The organism is Pseudomonas sp. T1.Ur (assembly GCF_023516725.1).
GTDB classification, from domain to species: Bacteria; Pseudomonadota; Gammaproteobacteria; order Pseudomonadales; family Pseudomonadaceae; genus Aquipseudomonas; species Aquipseudomonas alvandae.
In genome coordinates, this window is sequence record NZ_JAMGSN010000001.1 from 5,036,928 (window position 1) to 5,057,798 (window position 20,871).

The 20,871-nt window shown below is 60.1% G+C and carries 11 protein-coding genes and 4 pseudogenes; 8 read left to right on the plus strand and 7 right to left on the minus strand.

Annotated features, from left to right (window positions below; genetic code table 11):
* Positions 1-486: 486 nt before the first annotated feature.
* A pseudogene (locus tag M8Q45_RS22240) lies at positions 487-839 on the plus strand (DUF6124 family protein).
* 69 nt (positions 840-908) lie between these two features.
* On the opposite strand, the gene M8Q45_RS22245 reads toward M8Q45_RS22240, so the two are convergent.
* From M8Q45_RS22245 to M8Q45_RS22255, 3 genes and pseudogenes are all read right to left on the minus strand, one after another.
* Positions 909-1,490 carry a hypothetical protein gene (locus M8Q45_RS22245; protein WP_249876413.1) on the minus strand — a complete coding sequence of 194 codons (582 nt, stop codon included), beginning with the start codon at positions 1,488-1,490 and terminating at the stop codon, positions 909-911.
* A 143-nt stretch (positions 1,491-1,633) separates the two neighbouring features.
* The gene (locus tag M8Q45_RS22250) at positions 1,634-2,032 is read right to left on the minus strand and encodes a hypothetical protein (RefSeq protein WP_249876414.1); all 399 of its coding nucleotides are present in this window, start codon (positions 2,030-2,032) and stop codon (positions 1,634-1,636) included.
* 1,034 nt (positions 2,033-3,066) lie between these two features.
* Positions 3,067-5,073 (minus strand): annotated as a pseudogene (locus M8Q45_RS22255) (type VI secretion system Vgr family protein); the annotation flags it as partial.
* Between the two features lie 265 nt (positions 5,074-5,338).
* Between M8Q45_RS22255 and M8Q45_RS22260 the strand changes: the two are divergent.
* Positions 5,339-5,833: a DUF2165 family protein gene (locus M8Q45_RS22260; protein WP_249876415.1), complete on the plus strand. Its 495-nt coding sequence runs from the start codon at positions 5,339-5,341 to the stop codon at positions 5,831-5,833.
* Positions 5,834-6,072: 239 nt separating this feature from the next.
* Here the strand turns inward: M8Q45_RS22260 and putP are convergent, their stop codons facing one another.
* Positions 6,073-7,557 carry a sodium/proline symporter PutP gene (putP, locus tag M8Q45_RS22265; RefSeq protein ID WP_249876416.1) on the minus strand — a complete coding sequence of 495 codons (1,485 nt, stop codon included), beginning with the start codon at positions 7,555-7,557 and terminating at the stop codon, positions 6,073-6,075.
* 461 nt (positions 7,558-8,018) lie between these two features.
* On the opposite strand from putP, the gene putA reads away from it, so the two are divergent.
* Together putA and M8Q45_RS22275 are read left to right on the plus strand one after the other, a co-directional pair.
* Positions 8,019-11,972 (plus strand): trifunctional transcriptional regulator/proline dehydrogenase/L-glutamate gamma-semialdehyde dehydrogenase, encoded by a 3,954-nt coding sequence (gene putA, locus M8Q45_RS22270; RefSeq protein ID WP_249876417.1) that lies wholly within the window; start codon positions 8,019-8,021, stop codon positions 11,970-11,972.
* Positions 11,973-12,153: 181 nt separating this feature from the next.
* Positions 12,154-13,956, plus strand: coding sequence for an acyl-CoA dehydrogenase (locus M8Q45_RS22275; RefSeq protein ID WP_249876418.1), 1,803 nt, complete (start codon positions 12,154-12,156; stop codon positions 13,954-13,956).
* A gap of 217 nt (positions 13,957-14,173) precedes the next feature.
* Here M8Q45_RS22275 and M8Q45_RS22280 read toward each other — a convergent pair whose 3' ends face one another.
* Positions 14,174-14,476 (minus strand): cell division protein ZapA, encoded by a 303-nt coding sequence (locus tag M8Q45_RS22280; protein WP_030140934.1) that lies wholly within the window; start codon positions 14,474-14,476, stop codon positions 14,174-14,176.
* Positions 14,473-14,703, minus strand: a complete 231-nt coding sequence (locus tag M8Q45_RS22285; protein ID WP_249876419.1) for a hypothetical protein — start codon at positions 14,701-14,703, stop codon at positions 14,473-14,475. Before M8Q45_RS22285 ends, M8Q45_RS22280 begins: the two co-directional genes overlap by 4 nt.
* 322 nt (positions 14,704-15,025) lie before the next feature.
* On the opposite strand from M8Q45_RS22285, the pseudogene M8Q45_RS28695 reads away from it, so the two are divergent.
* Both M8Q45_RS28695 and M8Q45_RS28700 read left to right on the plus strand, forming a co-directional pair.
* Positions 15,026-15,682 (plus strand): annotated as a pseudogene (locus M8Q45_RS28695) (MCP four helix bundle domain-containing protein); the annotation flags it as partial.
* Positions 15,683-15,985: 303 nt separating this feature from the next.
* Positions 15,986-16,585, plus strand: a pseudogene (locus M8Q45_RS28700) (methyl-accepting chemotaxis protein); the annotation flags it as partial.
* Between the two features lie 235 nt (positions 16,586-16,820).
* Here M8Q45_RS28700 and M8Q45_RS22295 read toward each other — a convergent pair.
* The gene (locus tag M8Q45_RS22295; RefSeq protein ID WP_249876421.1) at positions 16,821-17,156 is read right to left on the minus strand and encodes a DUF6124 family protein; all 336 of its coding nucleotides are present in this window, start codon (positions 17,154-17,156) and stop codon (positions 16,821-16,823) included.
* Between the two features lie 769 nt (positions 17,157-17,925).
* Here M8Q45_RS22295 and M8Q45_RS22300 point away from each other — a divergent pair.
* Positions 17,926-18,897, plus strand: coding sequence for an IS110 family RNA-guided transposase (locus tag M8Q45_RS22300; RefSeq protein ID WP_249873132.1), 972 nt, complete (start codon positions 17,926-17,928; stop codon positions 18,895-18,897).
* Positions 18,898-19,099: 202 nt separating this feature from the next.
* Complete coding sequence (locus tag M8Q45_RS22305; RefSeq protein WP_249876422.1) at positions 19,100-20,842, plus strand: potassium/proton antiporter; 1,743 nt, start codon at positions 19,100-19,102, stop codon at positions 20,840-20,842.
* Positions 20,843-20,871: the final 29 nt, after the last annotated feature.

Genomic DNA, 20,871 nt, shown 5'->3' on the forward strand with positions numbered 1-20,871 from the left:
GTTTACCTTGAAGCGCGCCCAACGTCAGGGACTGGCGACCGAGCGGCCAAACAATCACCCGTGGCGAGGGAGCTTGCTCCCGCTGGGCTGCGCAGCAGCCCCTCTTCCATCCGGCCGCCCGCTACCGATCCGAACCTACACCGTCCTACGCTCATCCCCTAGCGGAACTACAACGGCAGGCTACAGTGCCTTGCGCCGTTGCCTACAACTACGCCAGAATCCGCCGGCTTGTGCGCCTTGGACGCCAACGGTAACTTGATTCCGTCACTGCCCATCAGTGATCGGGTTTAGTCGCTCGGTATTCCAAGGTGCTCACTGCTCCATTCAGTCAGGTATTTCCTATTCCTGCACCTGATGGTGGCTGTGCGCAGGGCGCCCTCGGGCGCGCCGGTTCCTTGGATCCCCGGTCGACTAACCTGCGTACAGCTGCCCCCCCCCTCGTTTAGTCGCGAGTGAGTGGGGGCTCAACCTCAAGGATCCAAAAAGATGCCCAAGCACACTCCGAATCCCCCAGACGACCACCTATCCCGCTGCCAAGCGGCCAACGCCAAGCGGCTTGACGAAGCCGCCACCCGCGCCCTGGACTATTACCTGAAGCCAAAAGCCGGGAAAAAAATGTCCGACACCCCTGATACCCTTTTCGTCATCGCCCCTGACATCGACGCCGATGCCTGCTCGCCAACCTCAGCGAAACCCTGGCCTCGGCCAACGCCATGGTCAGCGACCTGGCCTTCGACCTGGACGGCTCCCGACGACATATCGCGCTGGGGGTGCAACAGATGATCGAGTTGAGCCAGTTGCTGGCGAACCGGGCGTTGGATGTGGTTGACCCGAGATAGGGTCTGCGGTCCTGGGTTTGCTCGATAGCAAATGGACAAACCCAGGCAGCTATAGGGAACGGGTGGAACTCAGCGAATCGACACGTACCCGGACAGGAGCAACATCGCGTAGATCACGAAGAACCAGACGACACACCCCAATAGAATCCACGCACCGTTTGCCATAGTTATCCTTGAGTTCTGACGCCCCTCTGGATCTCCTTCCAAATGGTTGATTGCCGCCTGAAAGCGAAGCAGACAGAGGGTGGAAAAAACCATCAGGAACAGCGCAATCGGAAGGTACGCCTTCACGCTGATCGGCAGATAGACGATGCAGTTACCGAAGATCCCAACCACCATGATCACCAACGCAAGCAATCGGGGATGCCATTCGTATTGCCGGCCCGCGCTATTCAACTGACGTTGGATTTTCGTAGCGAGGGAATAAACGAAGAATATGTTCAGAAACGCACGTATCAATGGCCAGACCTTTTCACCTGTCGCCGTCCGATAGGCTTTCCAGTTTCTGTAATGCCAGTAAGGCAAATAGAAACCAGACAACAAAACAGACATCAAGATCAGTTTATTTCTAGACACCACATAGAACTTGGCCTCGGCTTTTTCTAACGTGACCTCAGTGCAGGGAAATGTGGCTTTTTCAAGCAAACTCATGAACATCCTTTTATATCTAATTAATTGATGTACTTCATAGACAAGTTATTAGGCCGTTACCTCCCAAGGCTCGTAGCCGCGTCAATCCAGGACCGTTGCAAAAATTATTAGTTTCTGCCTAAGAAGCGACGCGAGGCGAGCTATCACCTCGCCTGAATAAATCCGTAGTACTTGCCCACAGCCCAAAGCACCAACAATGCCATTGAAAAAACGACCATCGAAACATCAACAAACTTTATCCATTTTTTTAATAACTTGGGGAAAAGCTCATAATCCTTTGGGTCCAAGTAGCCACGTCGAATTGAGAACCTAGGAAAAACCAAGAGCATGCTTATACTTGAGAGCAATAGAAATTTTCCAACCAAACCAGAATCCGCCATTCCTCTTTGTTCTCGAACAAGCCCACTATTAGACAACCCTTTCACCATCTCTTCCATCAGAAACAAAACTAGATAGAGCCTAACAATCAAAACAATCAAACCAAAGGCAAAAACACCCACGCCACACAACGTATAAACGACTTCTGAAGCCTCCAAGCTCATTGACTTAACTCGTAGACATTTTCACCAATAGTTTCACCCGTTACACCAGCTAACTCCCCCCCATAATAAGAACCCGAACCTGCAGCAACAATTGTGCAAATAAGTCGGCCCAAAGGGTTTCTGCCAAGCGCAGCACAAACATGTGGAGCAAGCGCAGCACCCGCCGCTCCCCCTGTCACATTTCCAATAAACTTCCCGCTTTCCGTATATTTGATTTTTTTACATTCCTCCTCCCGCCCGGTCCGACATACCTCACTCACCTTCACCCCCGAAGCCGCCGCCCCCAACCCAATCCCAATCCACCCCCCAGCCTTGATGTACTTACTGGCCCGACTCACCCCCTCGATATGCGTCGCATACCCCGGAATCCCACCCGCCACCCCAGCCCTGCTCCAGTGGTGCACCAGGCTGCGATTGGAAATCCCCAACGCACTCTTGAGCTTCGGATGATTGGGTATGCCCGTGCCCTTGCGCACCAACGGCCCGAGGCTGTTGTCGATTTGGCCCATCAGGCGTTTGCGCTCGGCGAAGAAGTCGGCGCCTTGCAATTTCCCGTGTTTGTCAAAGGTGCGCTGGTGCAGTTGTTCCAGCTCGACCATGTTGCTTTTCAAGCTGCCCAGGTGCTGGCCGAACATGGCTGCGCCGATGCCCACCGAGGTGGAGCCATGGGTGAGGAACGATTCGATTTCACCGTGGTGCTGCGCCATGAAATCCGCCTCGGCGTCGCTCAGGGGCGCCAGCGCTTCGTTGACCTTCTGGGCGGCCTCCATCAGCAGCGCTTCTTCACGGGTGCATTGGGTGTTTTGCGGGTCGCTCAGGACGATGAGCTGGCCGGGTTTGACCGCGTCGCCCAGTTGCGGATTCAAGCGACTGAAGTTGGACGGGAGCGAGACACCTGACTCCATGAACAACCATCGCTCCAGCTCCGAGCGGGGCATGGCCCGTTCGACGATGTGGAAACCCGGCTCTACGCTTTTGACCGAGTCCGGCGCTGGGGCCTGGCGCTTGGACGGCCCATCGGGTGGCGGCAGGTCACAGGCGCCATCCTTGCAGCGCTCGCACTCCTCGCAGAACGGTGCGGGGCTTTTCAGGCTTTGGACCTGGGCATGGGAGAGGCGCGGGGCCAGGGCGGCGACGAGTTTTTCCGGGGCACCCGGCACGACGGGCGCGGCGCCCGTTGCGACCATCGGCGCTCCGCCGACCTGGATCGGCACGCTGCTGAAGATTCCGCCAGGGCCGATGTTGATCCAGTGCCCGCCGGCCTGGACGGTCGCGCTGGCACCCGCCTCCAGCACGACTTGCTGACCCGCGCTGACATTGAATCCTCCCGTAGCGCTGAGGGCCTGGTTGGCGACGCGGATGTGCCGGTCGCCTGTCACCGTCAGGTGGTCGTCCTGGCGAACTTCAACCTGGCGTCGACCGCCGGTGATGCGCTGTTCGCCATCCTTGAGCTCATGCCGCGACAAGCCGGTGACGACAATGCTGCGCTCATGATCGACCTGCACGCGCTGGTCATGCAGCACATGCTGGGTCCAGTTGCGCTGGGCCCGCAGGTAGATTTCCTCGGCACCCTTGCGGTCTTCGATGCGCAATTCGTTGTAGCCGCCGCCACCGGGGCTGCTCTGGCTGCGAAGGATACTGCGGGTCTTGTCCGCCGGCAGGTCGAGGGGCACCGGGTTGGCACCGTTCGGCAGGCAGCCCACCACCAGCGGCTTGTCGACGTCGCCGTCCATGAACCCGACGAGGACCTCCATCCCCACCCGAGGGATCATCACACTGCCATAGCGATCATGCGCCCACCCGGAGGCCACGCGCAGCCAGCAGCTGGAATGCTCGTCGCGCTCGCCGTCACGGTCCCAGACCAGTTGCACCTTGACCCGCCCGAATTCATCGCAATGAATCTCGCTGTCCACCGGCCCGGTCACCACCGCCGGCTGGAAACCGCTGACGGACGGCTTCTTGTGCTGCAACGGCGGACGAAAGAAAACCTCCCACGGCGTTGCGAGGAAGGCGTTGCGATAGCCCTGGAACTCATCCCGGCCAGCGGAGGCGGTTTCTTCCAGCACTTGCGGTTGTCGACCGTAGTGATCGACCTGCGTCAGCAACCAGAGGTCATTCCATTGCGTCCGAGGGTGCTCTTTGATGCGCATGAAATGCCCGCTGGCAAAAGCGCTGTCATCGCTGTCGCCCTCGGCCAGGTGCCCGTCGGCGCCATGGCGTTCGAGGGTACGCCGGACTCGGTGCTTGCCATCGTCGCGGTCGGTGAACTGACCGGGGTAGTGATAACTTTCGAGCGCCGGGAGCTGCTGGTTGTCGAGATTGGCCTGCAATAGCAGGCCGGGCTTGCGAAAGTCATAGTCGCGCAACGTTACGGCCGTAGCGCGGGTCTGAAGCCGCACCGCCAGGCGCTTGATGGCCGGCTCGGCGTCGGGCATGCCACTGCCAGGCAAATACGAGGTGGATTCAGGCAAGCGCGTGAACACCGTCTGGTCATCGCCGAACACCAGCAGATGGCCGTCAGGGCTGTGGCGGAAGTGGTAATGAATGCCGACTTCGGCACAAATACGCTCAATGAAAGCGAGGTCGCTTTCGGCGTACTGCACGCAATATTCACGCTCGGGGTACTGCCCGCCAAGACTGAACTGGAACGCATCGGCCAGGATGCCGTGGTCCTTCAGGACGAGGGCCACGATATCCGGCACGCTCAGGTGCTGGAAAATCCGCTGGTTGATGCGATGACGCAAGTACGAAAGACGGGGGACCAGGGTGATTTGATATCGGGTCAGGCGCTTGCCCGAATCGCCTTGGGCCACACTGTAGACCTGGCCGTGAATGCCTCCGCCCCGATCATCGAAGCCCAGGAAAGCCTGGCGATGCAGGAGTTCTTCCAGCGCCAGGTCTGGCCGTTCACTGACCAGTTCCAACTCGAAGCAGTAAGGTTGGCTGATGGCTTCCTTGCCTTTGAACTCAAGCACCTCGAGCTCGTCTGGCCAGCTGTCGAGCGTCAGCGTGAAACGCGGTAGGTTGGCAGGCGCGAACATCCGATGTGCCTCTGCGAAATAAAGGCGGGCGATTGTGCATGACCCATTCGGTGAGTTGACGGGATGTCATGAAAAACAGATTTCCCCTACATCCAAGAGGCTAAAAGCTGCGAAGCGCGCTGCATTTTCCGATAGACAACGCTTATCTCGTTGCAGCTAAAACTCTTCGGACGGAGAAATCCGTTGTTTCTTACAAGGTGGCAAACCGCCTACCGAGCAAAGCCGTGATAACGTCCCTTCGTCGCAAAAAGCCAAGGACGCAACCATGACAATCCGCTACACGAAAATCGCGATGATCCTCGCGCTTGCCGCCTTCGCCTTCCTGACCGTGTTCAACAACGTCACGGACTACAGCTCCAACTTCAATTTCGTCCAGCATGTGCTGAGCATGGACACCACATTCCCCGACAATGCCGCCCGGTATCGCGCCATCGGCAAGCCCTGGATGTGGCACGGTGCTTATTGGCTGATCATTCTCGGCGAAGCGATGACCACGGTGTTGCTGGCCTGCGGCGCGCTGAAACTCTGGCGGGCACGCACGGCGGATAGCGTGGTTTTCAATCGGGCGAAGGGGTGGGCCATCGTTGGGCTCACGGTGGGATTTTTCGTCTGGTTTTTCGGCTTCATGGTCGTCGGCGGCGAGTGGTTCCTGATGTGGCAGTCCGAGATCTGGAATGGCCAGGATGCCGCGTTCAGGTTCTACATGGCGCTGCTGGGCGTGCTGATCTTTCTCAACCAGCCCGATACCGAGATGAAGTGATGAGGACCCGTGGCGCGGGAGCTTGCTCCCGCCCTGTAGGAGCTGGCAAAGCCTGCGATCTTTTGATCTTTCGATCTTTCGATCTTTCGATCTTTCGATCTTTCGCTTGGGACTCAAGCGTCTGGGGAAAGATCGCAGCCTCGTTGCACTCGGCAGCGCCTACATGGCTTCCGAGGGTAGCGGGGGCAGCGCCCCCGCCACAATGGATCATCAGCGAGCTCGAAGGCTCGCCAAGAGCCTTACTGGTTCAAGCGGAAATCTTTCTCAGCCGCTTCGAAGCGTTGCAGCATGCCGGTGGTAGGCGTGCCCATCTTGCTGACGAAGTAGATAGCCAGGCTGGCGAAGATGAAGCCTGGGATGATTTCGTACAGACCCAGCAGTTCAAAGTGCTTCCAGACAACAACCGTGATCGCGCCGACCAGGATACCGGCCAGGGCACCGTTGCGAGTCATGTTCTTCCAGACCACCGAGATCAGGACCACCGGACCGAAGGCGGCACCGAAACCGGCCCAGGCGTAGCTCACCAGGCCCAGTACGCGGTTTTCCGGATTCGCGGCCAGGGCAATGGCGACCAGCGCCACCAGCAGCACCATGGCGCGGCCGACCCAGACCAGCTCCACCTGGGACGCACTCTTGCGCAGGAAGGTCTTGTAGAAGTCTTCGGTCAGGGCGCTGGAGCACACCAGCAATTGGCAGCTCAGGGTGCTCATGACGGCAGCGAGGATGGCGGACAGCAGCACGCCGGCAACCCATGGGTTGAACAGGATTTTCGCCAGCTCGATGAACACGCGCTCAGGGTTTTCGGTCACCGGGCCGGCCACGTCAGGATGCGCCGAGAAATACGCGATACCGAAGAAGCCGACGGCCACGGTGCCGCCCAGGCACAGGATCATCCAGGTCATGGAGATGCGACGCGCCTTGGCGATCGACTTGACCGAATCCGCCGCCATGAAGCGCGCCAGGATGTGCGGTTGGCCGAAGTAGCCCAGGCCCCAGCCCATCAGCGAGATGATGCCGATGAAGGTGGTGTTTTTCAGCATGTCGAACGAAGTAGGATCTTTCGCTTCGATGGCCAGGAAGGTGGTGTCGACACCGCCGGTGGCCAGCAGCACGATGATCGGCGTGAGGATCAAGGCGAAGATCATCAACGTCGCTTGTACGGTATCGGTCCAGCTCACGGCCAGGAAACCACCGATGAAGGTGTAGGCGATGGTCGCGGCGGCACCGGCCCACAGCGCGGTCTCGTAGGACATGCCGAAGGTGCTTTCGAACAGGCGGGCACCGGCGACGATGCCGGACGCGCAATAGATGGTGAAGAACACCAGGATCACCACCGCAGAGATGATCCGCAGCAGGCCGCTGGTATCTTCAAAACGGCTGGAGAAATAGTCCGGCAGCGTCAACGCATCGCCGTTGTGCTCGGTCTGGACCCGCAGGCGACCGGCGACGAACAGCCAGTTCAAGTAGGCACCGATGATCAGGCCAATGGCGATCCAGCTTTCCGACAGGCCGGACATGTAGATTGCGCCAGGCAAACCCATCAACAACCAGCCGCTCATGTCGGAAGCGCCGGCAGAAAGCGCCGTCACGACACTGCCAAGGCTGCGACCGCCGAGGATGTAATCGGAAAGGTTGTTGGTGGAGCGATAAGCCATCAGGCCGATCAGGACCATGGCTGCGATATAGATCACGAAGGTGATCAGGGTAGGATTGCTAACACTCATGAGTTACGCCCTGGCTTTGTTTTTATGGTGCGGTGGCAGTTGAAAGCGTCGACAACGCGAACGTTGCATGGACGTTTTGTGGACCCGCGAATTTATGACTGATGTTTCCCCAGGAAAGCCATCAGCCGATGCACCCCGACCTGAGCCGGTTGCACCTTGGCCGCGAATGCTATTCAACAAATCAAATTAGGTGCAACCAGTTTCGTTGAAATAAGTTGCACCCAGTCGGAATCTCCTTCCAAACGTCGCATTTTGCTCTCTTTTGGTGCAGAAACGCTCCCTTTTCCAAACCGAGATGCACCAAGCAAGTGCAGGCATAGAATCGCGCCCCATGCTTCCTGATGAGCTGCTCATTATTTCGACAAAAAACCGGTTGCACCCGGTTGCACCTCATTCATCCCGCAGCTAATCTTGCCGCCAGCTGATGCCACGCGGTACGTGGCAAACATGAGGATAAAAATATGGCTACCACCACCCTCGGGGTCAAACTCGACGACCCGACCCGCGAACGCCTCAAGGCGGCCGCAACCTCGATTGATCGCACCCCACACTGGCTGATCAAACAGGCGATTTTCAATTACCTGGAAAAACTCGAGGGTGGTGCAACCCTGACCGAGCTGAACGGTTCCCCTCGCGTCGACAGCGATGACGCTGGCGACGTGCAGGTCGACCACGCTCACCAATGCTTCCTCGAATTTGCCGAGAGCATCCTGCCGCAATCGGTCCTGCGCGCCTCCATCACCGCCGCTTACCGTCGCCCGGAGCCGGAAGTGGTGCCGATGCTGATCGAGCAGGCCCGTCTGCCGGCCGAGATGGCCGAAGCCACCAACAAGCTGGCGGCTTCCATTGCTGAAAAACTGCGTAACCAGAAAAGTGCCGGCGGTCGTGCCGGTATTGTTCAGGGCTTGCTGCAGGAATTTTCCCTGTCGTCCCAGGAAGGCGTGGCCCTGATGTGCCTGGCGGAGGCGCTGCTGCGCATTCCGGACAAAGGCACCCGCGATGCACTGATCCGCGACAAGATCAGCACCGGCAACTGGCAGCCGCACCTGGGCAACAGCCCGTCGCTGTTCGTCAACGCCGCCACCTGGGGCCTGTTGCTGACCGGCAAGCTGGTCGCTACCCATAACGAAGCGGGCCTGACCTCTTCCCTGAGCCGCATCATCGGCAAGAGCGGCGAGCCGATGATCCGCAAGGGTGTCGACATGGCCATGCGCCTGATGGGCGAGCAGTTCGTCACCGGCGAGACCATCGCCGAAGCCCTGGCCAACGCCAGCAAATTCGAAGCCAAGGGTTTCCGTTATTCCTACGACATGCTGGGTGAAGCCGCACTCACCGAGCATGACGCCCAGAAATACCTGGCCTCGTACGAACAAGCCATCCACTCGATCGGCAAAGCGTCCCATGGTCGTGGGATTTATGAAGGCCCGGGCATTTCCATCAAGCTCTCGGCCCTGCACCCGCGCTACAGCCGCGCCCAATACGAGCGCGTGATGGACGAGCTGTACCCGCGCCTGCTGTCGCTGACCCTGCTGGCCAAGCAATACGACATCGGCCTGAACATCGACGCCGAAGAGGCCGACCGCCTCGAACTGTCCCTGGACCTGCTGGAGCGCCTGTGCTTCGAGCCGCAACTGACCGGCTGGAACGGCATCGGCTTCGTGATCCAGGCGTACCAGAAGCGTTGCCCGTACGTGATCGATTATGTGATCGACCTTGCCCGTCGCAGCCGTCACCGCCTGATGATCCGCCTGGTAAAAGGCGCGTACTGGGACAGCGAGATCAAGCGCGCCCAGGTCGAAGGCCTGGAAGGCTACCCGGTCTACACCCGCAAGGTGTACACCGACGTCTCCTACATTGCCTGCGCCCGCAAACTGCTGTCGGTACCGGAAGTCATCTACCCGCAGTTCGCCACGCACAACGCCCATACCCTGTCGGCCATCTACCACATCGCCGGCCAGAACTATTACCCGGGCCAGTATGAGTTCCAGTGCCTCCACGGGATGGGTGAACCGCTGTACGAGCAAGTCGTAGGCAAAGTCTCCGAAGGCAAGCTGAACCGTCCGTGCCGCGTGTACGCTCCGGTCGGAACCCACGAAACGCTGCTGGCCTACCTGGTGCGTCGCCTGCTGGAAAACGGCGCCAACACCTCGTTCGTCAACCGCATCGCCGATCAGTCGATTTCCATCCAGGAACTGGTGGCCGATCCGGTGGCAAGCATCGAACAGATGGCAACCCTGGAAGGCGGCTTCGGCCTGCCGCATCCGCGCATCCCGTTGCCGCGCGACCTGTACGGCAGCGAACGCGCCAACTCCAGCGGCATCGACCTGGCCAACGAACATCGCCTGGCCTCGTTGTCCTGCGCCCTGCTCGCCACCGCCCATAACGACTGGAAAGCCGCGCCGATGCTCGGTTGCGCCGCCAGCGAAGAAACCCCGGCAGCGGTGCTGAACCCGTCCGATCACCGCGATGTGGTCGGCCATGTGCAGGAAGCCACCGTCGAAGACGTCGACAACGCCATCCAGTGCGCGCTCAATGCTGCACCGATCTGGCAGGCCACGCCACCGGCCGAACGTGCCGCGATCCTGGAGCGTGCCGCCGACCTGATGGAAGGCGAGATCCAGCCGCTGATGGGCCTGCTGGCCCGCGAGGCTGGCAAGACCTTCGCCAACGCCATCGCCGAAGTGCGCGAAGCCGTGGACTTCCTGCGTTATTACGCGGTGCAGGCCCGCAACGATTTCACCAACGACGCCCACCGCCCACTGGGCCCGGTGGTCTGCATCAGCCCGTGGAACTTCCCGCTGGCAATTTTCAGCGGCCAGGTCGCCGCCGCACTGGCCGCTGGCAACCCGGTCCTGGCCAAGCCCGCCGAACAGACCCCACTGGTCGCGGCCCAGGCTGTGCGCCTGATGCTCGAAGCCGGTATTCCGGAAGGCGTCCTGCAATTGCTGCCGGGCCGCGGCGAAACCGTCGGTGCCCGCCTGGTGGGTGACGATCGCGTCAAAGGCGTGATGTTCACCGGCTCCACCGAAGTCGCCCGCCTGCTGCAACGCAACATCGCCGGACGCCTGGACAACCAGGGCCGTCCGATCCCGTTGATCGCCGAAACCGGCGGCCAGAACGCGATGATCGTCGACTCCTCGGCCCTGACCGAACAAGTGGTCATCGACGTGGTGTCCTCGGCCTTCGACAGCGCCGGCCAGCGTTGCTCGGCCCTGCGCGTGCTTTGCCTGCAGGAAGATTCCGCCGACCGCGTCATCGAAATGCTCAAGGGCGCCATGGCCGAATCGCGCCTCGGCAACCCGGAGCGCCTGTCCGTGGACATCGGCCCGGTAATCGACGCCGAGGCCAAGGCCGGCATCGAGAAACACATCCAGGCCATGCGCGACAAAGGTCGCACGGTGTACCAGATGGCGATTGCCGACAGCGACGAATGCAAGCGCGGCACCTTCGTGATGCCGACGCTGATCGAGCTGGAAAGCTTCGATGAGCTGCAACGCGAGATCTTCGGCCCGGTGCTGCACGTGGTTCGCTACAAGCGCAAGGAGCTGGATCAGTTGATCAATCAGATCAACGCCTCCGGCTACGGCTTGACCCTGGGCGTGCACACTCGCATCGACGAGACCATCGCCAAGGTCATCGACAACGTGCATGCCGGTAACGTCTACGTGAACCGCAACATCGTCGGCGCCGTGGTCGGTGTGCAGCCGTTCGGTGGCGAAGGTTTGTCGGGCACCGGTCCGAAGGCCGGTGGTCCGCTGTATCTGTACCGCCTGCTGTCGACCCGTCCTACCGATGCGATCCAGCAATCCTTCGTCCGTGGCGATGCCCTGGCCGCGCCGGACCTGCGTTTGCGCGACGCCATGGGCAAGCCGCTGACCGCCCTGCAAGCCTGGGCCGACAGCCAGAAACTTGCCGAACTGAGCGCCCTGTGCGTGCAGTTCGCCGCGCAGTCGCAAAGCGGCATAACCCGCCAGCTCACCGGCCCGACCGGCGAACGCAACAGCTACGCCATCCTGCCGCGCGAGCATGTGCTGTGCCTGGCGGACGTGGAAGGCGACCTGCTCACGCAACTGGCGGCCGTCCTGGCCGTGGGCGGCTCGGCCATATGGCCGGAAACCGACACCAGCAAGGCTTTGTTCGCACGCTTGCCGAAGGAGATCCAGGCGCGCATCCAGCGCGTTGCCGATTGGACCAAGGACGACGTGCTGTTCGATGCAGTCCTGCATCACGGCGATTCGGATCAACTGCGCGGTGTCTGCCAGCAGGTCGCCAAACGCGCCGGGGCTATCGTCGGGGTGCATGGCTTGTCCCAAGGCGAAACCAACATCGCGTTGGAGCGCCTGGTGATCGAACGCGCGCTGAGCGTCAACACCGCTGCGGCGGGTGGTAACGCCAGCCTGATGACAATTGGATAACAGCAGCTTTGAGTTTCGAGCTGCAAGCTGCAAGTAAAAGCAAGAGCAAGAGCAAGAGCTTTTGCTCTTGCTGTAGCTTGTAGCTTGTAGCTTGTGCTGCTTTATCACCTCCATCAATCATCCTGTTCAGCCTCCATTCCCAGACTTAGACTCGGCCCATTCCAAGAAAAGGTAGGCCGCCATGTCCGAGACGCTGCTCAGTTCCCGCAATCTGGCTTTCGAGCTGTATGAAGTCCTTGATGCCGAGGGCCTGACCCAGCGCGAACGGTTTGCCGAGCACAACCGCGAAACCTTCGACGCGGCCATCGGCACGGCGCGCAGCATCGCCGAAAAGTATTTCGCCCCCCACAACCGCAAGAACGACGAAAACGAACCGCGTTATGAAAACGGCCAGGCCATCCTGATTCCGGAAGTGAAGCCGGCGGTGGATGCCTTCCTCGAGGCCGGTTTTCTCAATGCCGCGCGCAGCTTCGAGGCGGGTGGCATGCAACTGCCGACGCTGCTGTCCCAGGCTTGCTTTGCGCATTTCCAGTCGGCCAACGCCGCTTCGACGTCCTATCCGTTCCTGACCATGGGCGCGGCGAACCTGATCGAAAGCTTCGGCAGCGATGACCAGAAACGACGCTTCCTGCAGCCGATGATCGACGGTCGTTTCTTTGGCACCATGGCCCTGACCGAACCTCACGCGGGCTCATCGCTGTCGGATATTCGTACACGCGCAGAGCTGGCGTCCGACGGGACCTATCGGCTCAAGGGCAACAAGATCTTCATCTCCGGTGGCGACCATCCCTTGTCGGAAAACATCGTCCACATGGTCTTGGCGAAATTGCCGGACGCGCCGCCGGGTGTGAAAGGCATCTCGCTGTTTATCGTGCCCAAGTTCATGGTCAACGACGACGGCAGCCTCGGGCAGCGTAACGACGTGCTACTGGCCGGTCTGTTTCACAAGATGGGGTGGCGCGGCACCACCTCTACCGCGCTGAATTTTGGCGACAACGGCGAATGCGTCGGCTACCTCGTAGGAAAACCGCACCACGGCCTGAGCTACATGTTCCAGATGATGAATGAGGCGCGCATCGGCGTCGGCATGGGTGCCGTGATGCTCGGTTACGCCGGCTACCTGTATTCCCTGGAATATGCTCGCGAACGCCCGCAAGGCCGGGTGCCCGACAGCAAGGACCCAACCACCGCCCCCGTGGCGATCATCCAGCACGCCGACGTGCGCCGGATGCTGCTGACGCAAAAGGCCTACGTGGAAGGTTCGTTCGACCTCGGCCTGTACGCGGCCCGGTTGTTCGACGACACCACCACCCTGGAAAGCGAAGCCGAGCGCCGCCGAGCCCATGAACTGCTCGACTTGCTGACGCCCATCGTCAAGTCCTGGCCCTCGGAGTTCTGCCTGAAGGCCAACGAGCTGGCGATCCAGATTCTCGGCGGCCATGGTTACACCCGCGAATACCCGGTGGAGCAGTATTACCGCGACAACCGCCTGAACCCGATCCATGAGGGCACCCACGGCATCCAGTCCCTGGACTTGTTGGGACGCAAACTCGCGCAGAACGGCGGTGCCGGGCTCAAGCAATTGATCCGTCTGGTGGCCGATACCACCGAGCGCGCCCAGGTGTACGAATCACTGACGCCCTTGCGTCAGCCATTGGAAGCCCTGGTGGCGCGCCTGCAAACAGTCACCCTCGGCCTGCTGACCGACCTGGCCCAAGGCAAGGTCAACAGCAGCCTCGCCAATTCGGCGCTGTACCTGAAGGTGTTCGGGCACATGGTGATCGGCTGGCGCTGGCTGGAACAGGCGATTCGCGCCGAGGAAGGACTGGCCAAGGGCAACGCGGCGGATGTCGACTTCTATAAAGGCAAGTTGCAGGCGGCGCGCTACTTCCTGACCTGGGAGGTGCCGGGTTGCCAACATGAACTGGCAATTCTTGAGGCGCGGGATGATACGTGCCTGGGGATGCGGGATGAGTGGTTCTGAGCCGGGCCTCGTGGCGCGGCTGGAATCGAATCGCGAGCAAGCTCGCTCCCACAGGGGGTTTCAAGTGAACACAACATCTACGTTCACCCCCGATCCACTGTGGGAGCGAGCTTGCTCGCGATAGCGGTGTTCCAGTCAACACACAGGCAACTGTGCTGACGCCATCGCGAACAAGCTCGCTCCCACGCAGCCCTACAATCAACCTTCGCTTACGGCTTCAAGCCTGCTGAATCGTCTTGGCAATCACCTCGACCGTCGCGCTGACCTGCTCCTGGCACCGATCAAGCTCCGCTCGGTGCTGCTTCTGCATTTCGATCTGCTGTGAACACAGGTTCATGGCCGCCAGCACCAGCAGGCGGTCGCCAATCAATGTCGGGTATTTGCGCTTGGTATCGGCCAGGGCTGCCTTGAGCATCGAAGCGGCGTCCAGCAACGCTTGCTCCTGCCCGGCCGGCGCCTTGATTGAATAGTCTTCCCCCAGGATCGAGACGACCGTCACTCCGTCGGCGACGTGCTTCATGCGCCAACCGTTGCGTTGCTGGCGCGTTCGATCAGGGTCTGGATGCGGGCAGCGGTGCTGCCATGCAATTCTTCCTGCTCCATCAGGCTCAGTTGCAGGCTTTCGTTTTCATCCTTGGCCTTGGCCAGTTCGGCGCTCAGGGTTTCGTTCAGGCCGGTGAGGTGACGATTCTGTTGCACCAGGTCAGTGACCAGTTGCTCCAGTTGGCTCAGGGATGCTTCCAACATATTGATTTCCAGGCTTTTTCAAGGGGCGCGTACGATAAAGAAAAGTCATCGTCGACGCCACGACTTAGAGGCAGCGGTGCACCGCTCGCGAGCTGTAAAGACTGTGGAGGAGGGATCTGGTTCCGACCCTTCGTCGCGCCATCGACCCCGGAATGCGACAAAAGCACGCAGCGCCCTCAAGACTTCAGTCGCAGGACCGATAAGTCAGTCAACCAGTCACAGCCCCGCACGGACGCGCTTCTTCACGGTAATTTCCATGTCCTTACGTAATATGAACATCGCGCCACGGGCGTTCCTGGGGTTCGCCCTGATCGGCGCCCTGATGCTGGCCCTGGGCGTGTTTGCCTTGAGCCAGATGAGCAAGATCCGCACGTCCGGCGAAAACATCGTTGTAAACAGTGTGCCGAGCATCAAGGCCCTGAATGAATTTACCCAACTGACCCTGCGCCTGCGCGTCCTGTCGTATCGCTTGCTGACCAACCGCGAAGCGGACACCCAGCAGAAAACCTTCGATTTGTTCGAGCAGCGCAACCAGCAGATCCGCGCGGCACAAAGTACCTATGAAAAACTCATCAGTGATCCGGAAGAACGGGCCGCCTATGACCAATACGTGCAGTTGCTGAATCAGTACCGTCAACTTGAAGAGCGCATGAAGACCCTTTCGCGCAATAACCAGGTCGATGAACTGCGGACTTTGCTCGGCAATGACCTGCAAACCAATTCGGAAGCTGTCAACGCGGTCCTGGCTCGCCTGACCGACATTAACAACCAGCAGGCGGAAGCCTTCAATCAAAGCGCTGCCCAACAGGCTTCAACCGCGTTCAACTGGGTCGTGACCCTCCTGGTCATCGCCGCCGGCCTGACCCTGCTGTTCGCCTGGTTGCTGACCAACAGCATCACCAAGCCGATCGCCAACGCCCTGGACGCCGCCGAAGAAATCGCCAAGGGCAACCTGACCCGGCCGATCACCGTTGACGGCAGCGACGAAGCCGGCCGCCTGCTGCGCGCGATGTCGACCATGCAGGACAAGCTGCGCGACACCCTGCAACGCATCTCCGGCTCGGCCACGCAACTGGCCTCCGCCGCCGAAGAGCTCAACAGCGTCACCGACGAAAGCGCCCGCGGCCTGACCCAGCAGAACAACGAAATCGAACAAGCCGCCACGGCGGTCAACGAGATGACCAGCGCTGTGGAAGAAGTGGCGCGCAATGCGGTCAGCACCTCGGAAGCCTCGAGGAACGCCACGACTTCGGCGGGCGACGGCCGTGACCTGGTACAGGAAACGGTCGGTGCCATCGAACGCATGAGCGCCGATGTACAAAGCACCGCCACGCTGATCGGCAACCTGGCCGATGAATCCCGGGACATCGGCAAGGTGCTCGACGTGATCCGTGGACTGGCCGACCAGACCAACTTGCTGGCCCTGAACGCCGCCATCGAAGCCGCCCGTGCCGGTGAAGCCGGTCGTGGTTTCGCCGTGGTCGCCGACGAAGTCCGCGCCCTGGCCCACCGTACCCAGCAGTCGACCAGCGAGATCGAACGCATGATCGGCAGCATCCAGAGCGGCACCGAACAGGCCGTGGATTCGATGCGCAACAGCACCGAACGCGCCGAATCGACGCTGAACATCGCCCGCGGTGCCGGCATGTCCCTCGACACGATCAACAGCGCCATCGTCGAGATCAACGAACGCAACCTGGTGATCGCCAGCGCCGCCGAAGAACAGGCCCAAGTGGCCCGTGAAGTGGACCGCAACCTGGTGAACATCCGCGACCTGTCGGTGCAATCCGCCACCGGCGCGAACCAGACCAGCGCTGCGAGCGCCGAGCTGTCGCGCCTGGCCGTGGATTTGAACAGCATGGTTGGGCGGTTCAGTCTTTAACCCGTAACCCAGCTTTTGTGGCGAGGGAGCTTGCTCCCGCTGGGTTCTGTAGGAGCTGGCGAAGCCTGCGATCTTTTGATCTTTCGCTTGAGATTCAAGTGTCCTTGGACAGATCGCAGCCTCGCTTCGCTCGGCAGCTCCTACGCAGCTCCTACGCAGCTTCTACAGGGCCGAGCAGCAAGCTCGCTCGCCACAGTGTTTCGCTCTGGGATCCGCCCTTTCCTCAAACTCCGGCTTACCTGGGATCGACGACATCCAACGCCCGGTTCGCCAATAGCGCCCCGAGCTCGATCAATTGTTGCAGCCCCAACGCAACGTGTCGTCGCGAGCCGTCCAGGTCGAATGCCAGATCGCCCGCCATCGCACTGGCCGAGGCCAGGGTTTCGCTGAGGTTGGCCAACAGGCTTTCGACGTCGACGCCCTCCACAACGGTGAATAGCGGGTCCGAGGATGGTTTCTCCTCAGGCTGGGCGGGTTTGAGATTCAGGAGAGATTCGATGAGACGCTCTGCGTTGGCGTCGGCAGCGATGTCTGGATGCAGCGGTGGTGGGTCTGGGATGAGTTTGTCCATGGAATGCTCCTAACGTAAGTGAGAGCCGCCACGTTCGCTGCTAAACGAATAGGTGGCAGCCGCGCGCAGGTTAGCAGACCGGTACGTTAGGAAACCGGCGCACCCGAGGATGCCCTGCGCACAGCCGCCATAAGAGATCGAGCATAAAAATGCCCGCACTGAATGGCAGTTGCCATGCGCCTAACGTGACTCCGAGCTGCTAAACCCGACCGCTGATGGGCAGCGGTGAGCACAGCCTAGGCACCGAAACCGGCAGGCGCAAGAGGCTGGAATTTTCTAGGAAATGTCCTGCAAGTCAATGGGGAACATTCTTTCAGTCGGTTCCTACAACAAGCCCCCTCCAACCCCTCCACACCGAAACAAATTGCGTACAGCCCGAACGGGCTCTCGTGGCGAGGGAGCTTGCTCCCGCTGGGCTCTGTAGGAGCTGGCGAAGCCTGCGATCTTTTGATCTTTTGATCTTTTGATCTTTCGCTTGAGATTCAAGTGTCCTTGGAAAGATCGCAGCCTCGCTTCGCTCGGCAGCTCCTTGTATCTCGACTATCGCTCCGTCAGGAGCGATAGTTCTCGACTGATCATCGAGGGAGGGACTTGGAAGCCGCGCAGCTCCTTAGGCTTTTTGCCTGTGATGTAGATCGTGCTCCAGCCCTCCACACTCACTCGTACAGTTCGCACGGTATCTTGGGCCCGCCTCCGGCTAGAGCCCGCATTCGCAAGGTTGGACCGAGTGACGTGATGATCGCAAAAGGGAACAAGTGGAGAAACGATCATGTCTGGTTTCGTTGGCGTCGACGTTGCAAAGAACACTTTTGATATCGCTACACACCTGCCCAACGGCAAGCACAAAACCAAGGCCAAGCTGGCCAACAATCCAAAAGGTTTTAAAGAGTTTGAGGCTTGGCTAGACACAAACGTCGAGCGTTCGGCCCTGATCGTGATGGAAGCCACCAGCGTCTACCACTTGGAGCTCGCCGAGTTCGTTTACAACAAAGGCTTCCGAATCTGCGTCGTGAACCCGGCTACGACCAAAGCGTACGCTGACAGCGAGCTGCGCCGCATCAAGACCGATAAAAGCGATGCCAAACTCATCGCCGACTTCGCCCGGGAAAAGGATCAGAAGCTTCAGCCATGGGCACCTGAGCCACTGAAGTATCGCCAGTTGAAAGCTATGGTGCGCCGCCTGGATGACCTTCAGGAAATGGAACAAATGGAGCTTAATCGTCTGGACGTGTCTGACGAAAAGGTCAAAGACTCGATCAACTCCGTTCTGCGCCATATCGAAAAAGAGATCGTTGAAACACATAAGGCGATCAAAAAGCACATCGATGACGACCCGGATATGCGTCAGATGCGGGATCTGATCGTAACCATCGACGGTATCGGACAAAAAACGCTTGAGCGATTGCTAGCCGAACTGGGCGACTTGCGCAAATACAGCGATCCTCGCCAATTGGTCGCCGCTGCGGGGCTGAATCCCAAGCTGCAAGAATCAGGAAAGCTTAAAGGTCATACCCTAATTTCGAGAATCGGGTCAGCACGGCTTCGTGCAGGCCTTTACATGCCTGGCATGGTGGCGCTGAAACACAATAAGGCGATCATGGCGATGAAAGAACGCCTGGAGGCCAACGGCAAGGCCCCCAAACAAATCATCTGCGCGGCAATGCGCAAACTGCTGCACTTCGTTTACGGAGTGCTCAAGTCAGGACTGCCATATGACCCGAAACTTGCGCTTGCCCGGTGAGACTTAAGACGGTATCTACACAGCTCCTACAGGGCCGAGCGGGAGCAAGCGCCCTCGCCACAATGTTCCCTCCTGAGATCCGATACCTGTTGCTCCCTCCCAACCTTTTTTGACAGCATCACATTTCAACAGGTTAGAATCGCTGGCACGCAGACTGCATGGTCAGTTTGTGCCTGTCCCCTTGATTCCCGGAGTACTGCCTTTGACCGCAACGACCATCAACAGCCTGTTCTTGATCGGCGCGTTGCTGGTGGGTGCGAGCATCCTGGTGAGTTCTCTTTCGTCCCGCCTGGGCATCCCGATCCTGGTGATCATCCTGGCCGTGGGCATGGTCGCCGGTGTCGACGGCGCTGGCATTCTTTTCGACAACTACGCAACGGCCTACCTGGTCGGCAACCTGGCATTGGCGGTCATCCTGCTCGACGGTGGTTTGCGCACGCGGGTCTCGAGCTTTCGCGTGGCGTTGTGGCCGGCGTTGTCGCTGGCGACGGTCGGGGTGCTGATCACCACGGGGCTGACCGGCATGGCGGCGGCGTGGCTGTTCAACCTCAATTTGATCCAGGGCTTGCTGATCGGCGCGATTGTCGGCTCCACCGACGCTGCGGCGGTGTTCTCGCTGCTCGGCGGCAAAGGCCTGAACGAGCGGGTCAGCGCCACCCTGGAAATCGAGTCCGGCAGCAACGACCCCATGGCGGTATTCCTGACCGTCACGCTGATCGGCATGCTTGCCAGCGGGGAAACCGGCCTGCATTGGAGCCTGCTCGGGCACCTGGTGCGCGAGTTCGGTATCGGTGCGCTGCTCGGCCTGGGTGGTGGTTGGTTGATGTTGCAATTGGTCAATCGCATCAATCTGGCCAACGGTCTCTACCCGATCCTGGTCATCAGCGGCGGCCTGGCCGTGTTCGCGCTGACCAACGCCCTGCACGGCAGCGGCTTCCTGGCGGTGTACCTCTGCGGCCTGGTGCTGGGCAATCGCCCGGTGCGCAGCCGCCACGGCATCCTTCACATGCTCGATGGCATGGCCTGGCTGGCGCAGATCGGCATGTTCCTGGTCCTGGGCCTGCTGGTCACGCCCCATGACCTGCTGCCCATCGCCCTGCCCGCCCTCGGCCTGGCCTTGTGGATGATCCTGTTCGCCCGCCCGCTGTCGGTCATGGTCGGGCTGTTGCCATTCAAGGCGTTCCACGGTCGTGAAAAAACCTTCATTTCCTGGGTCGGCCTGCGTGGCGCGGTGCCGATCATCCTCGCGGTGTTCCCGCTGATGGCCGGTTTGCCCCACGCGCAGCTCTATTTCAACCTGGCATTCTTTATCGTGCTGGTCTCGCTGCTGGTGCAGGGGACGAGCCTGCCGTGGGTCGCCAAGCTGTTGCATGTGACCGTCCCGCCGGAGCCTTTGCCGATTTCCCGGGCGGCGCTGGAAGTCCATGTCACCAGCGAGTGGGAACTGTTCATTTATCGCCTCGGTGCCGAGAAATGGTGCATCGGTTCACCGTTGCGCGACCTGAAAATGCCCGACGGAACGCGCATCGCGGCCCTGTTTCGTGGTCAGCAATTGCTCCATCCGTCGGGTAGTACGGTGTTGGAAGTCGATGATTTGCTGTGTGTTATCGGCCATGAACACGACTTGCCAGCCCTTGGAAAACTGTTCAGCCAGGCACCGCAACGAGGTCTGGATTTGCGCTTCTTCGGCGACTTCGTGCTCGAAGGAGACGCCCAGTTGGCCGCGGTCGCAGCTCTCTATGGGTTGAAGCTGGACGGCATCGATCCAGACATGACCCTGGGCCGTTTCATTGCCCAGAAAGTTGGCGGTGCGCCAGTCGTCGGCGACCAGGTGGACTGGAACAACACCCTGTGGACCGTCGCGGTCATGGACGGGAACAAGATCGGCAAAGTGGGCGTCAGATTCCCCGAAGGAAGTCGCCCGGGTCCCGGCTTGTTCCTCTAAACTGCTCCCCATTCTCACTTGCTTGACCG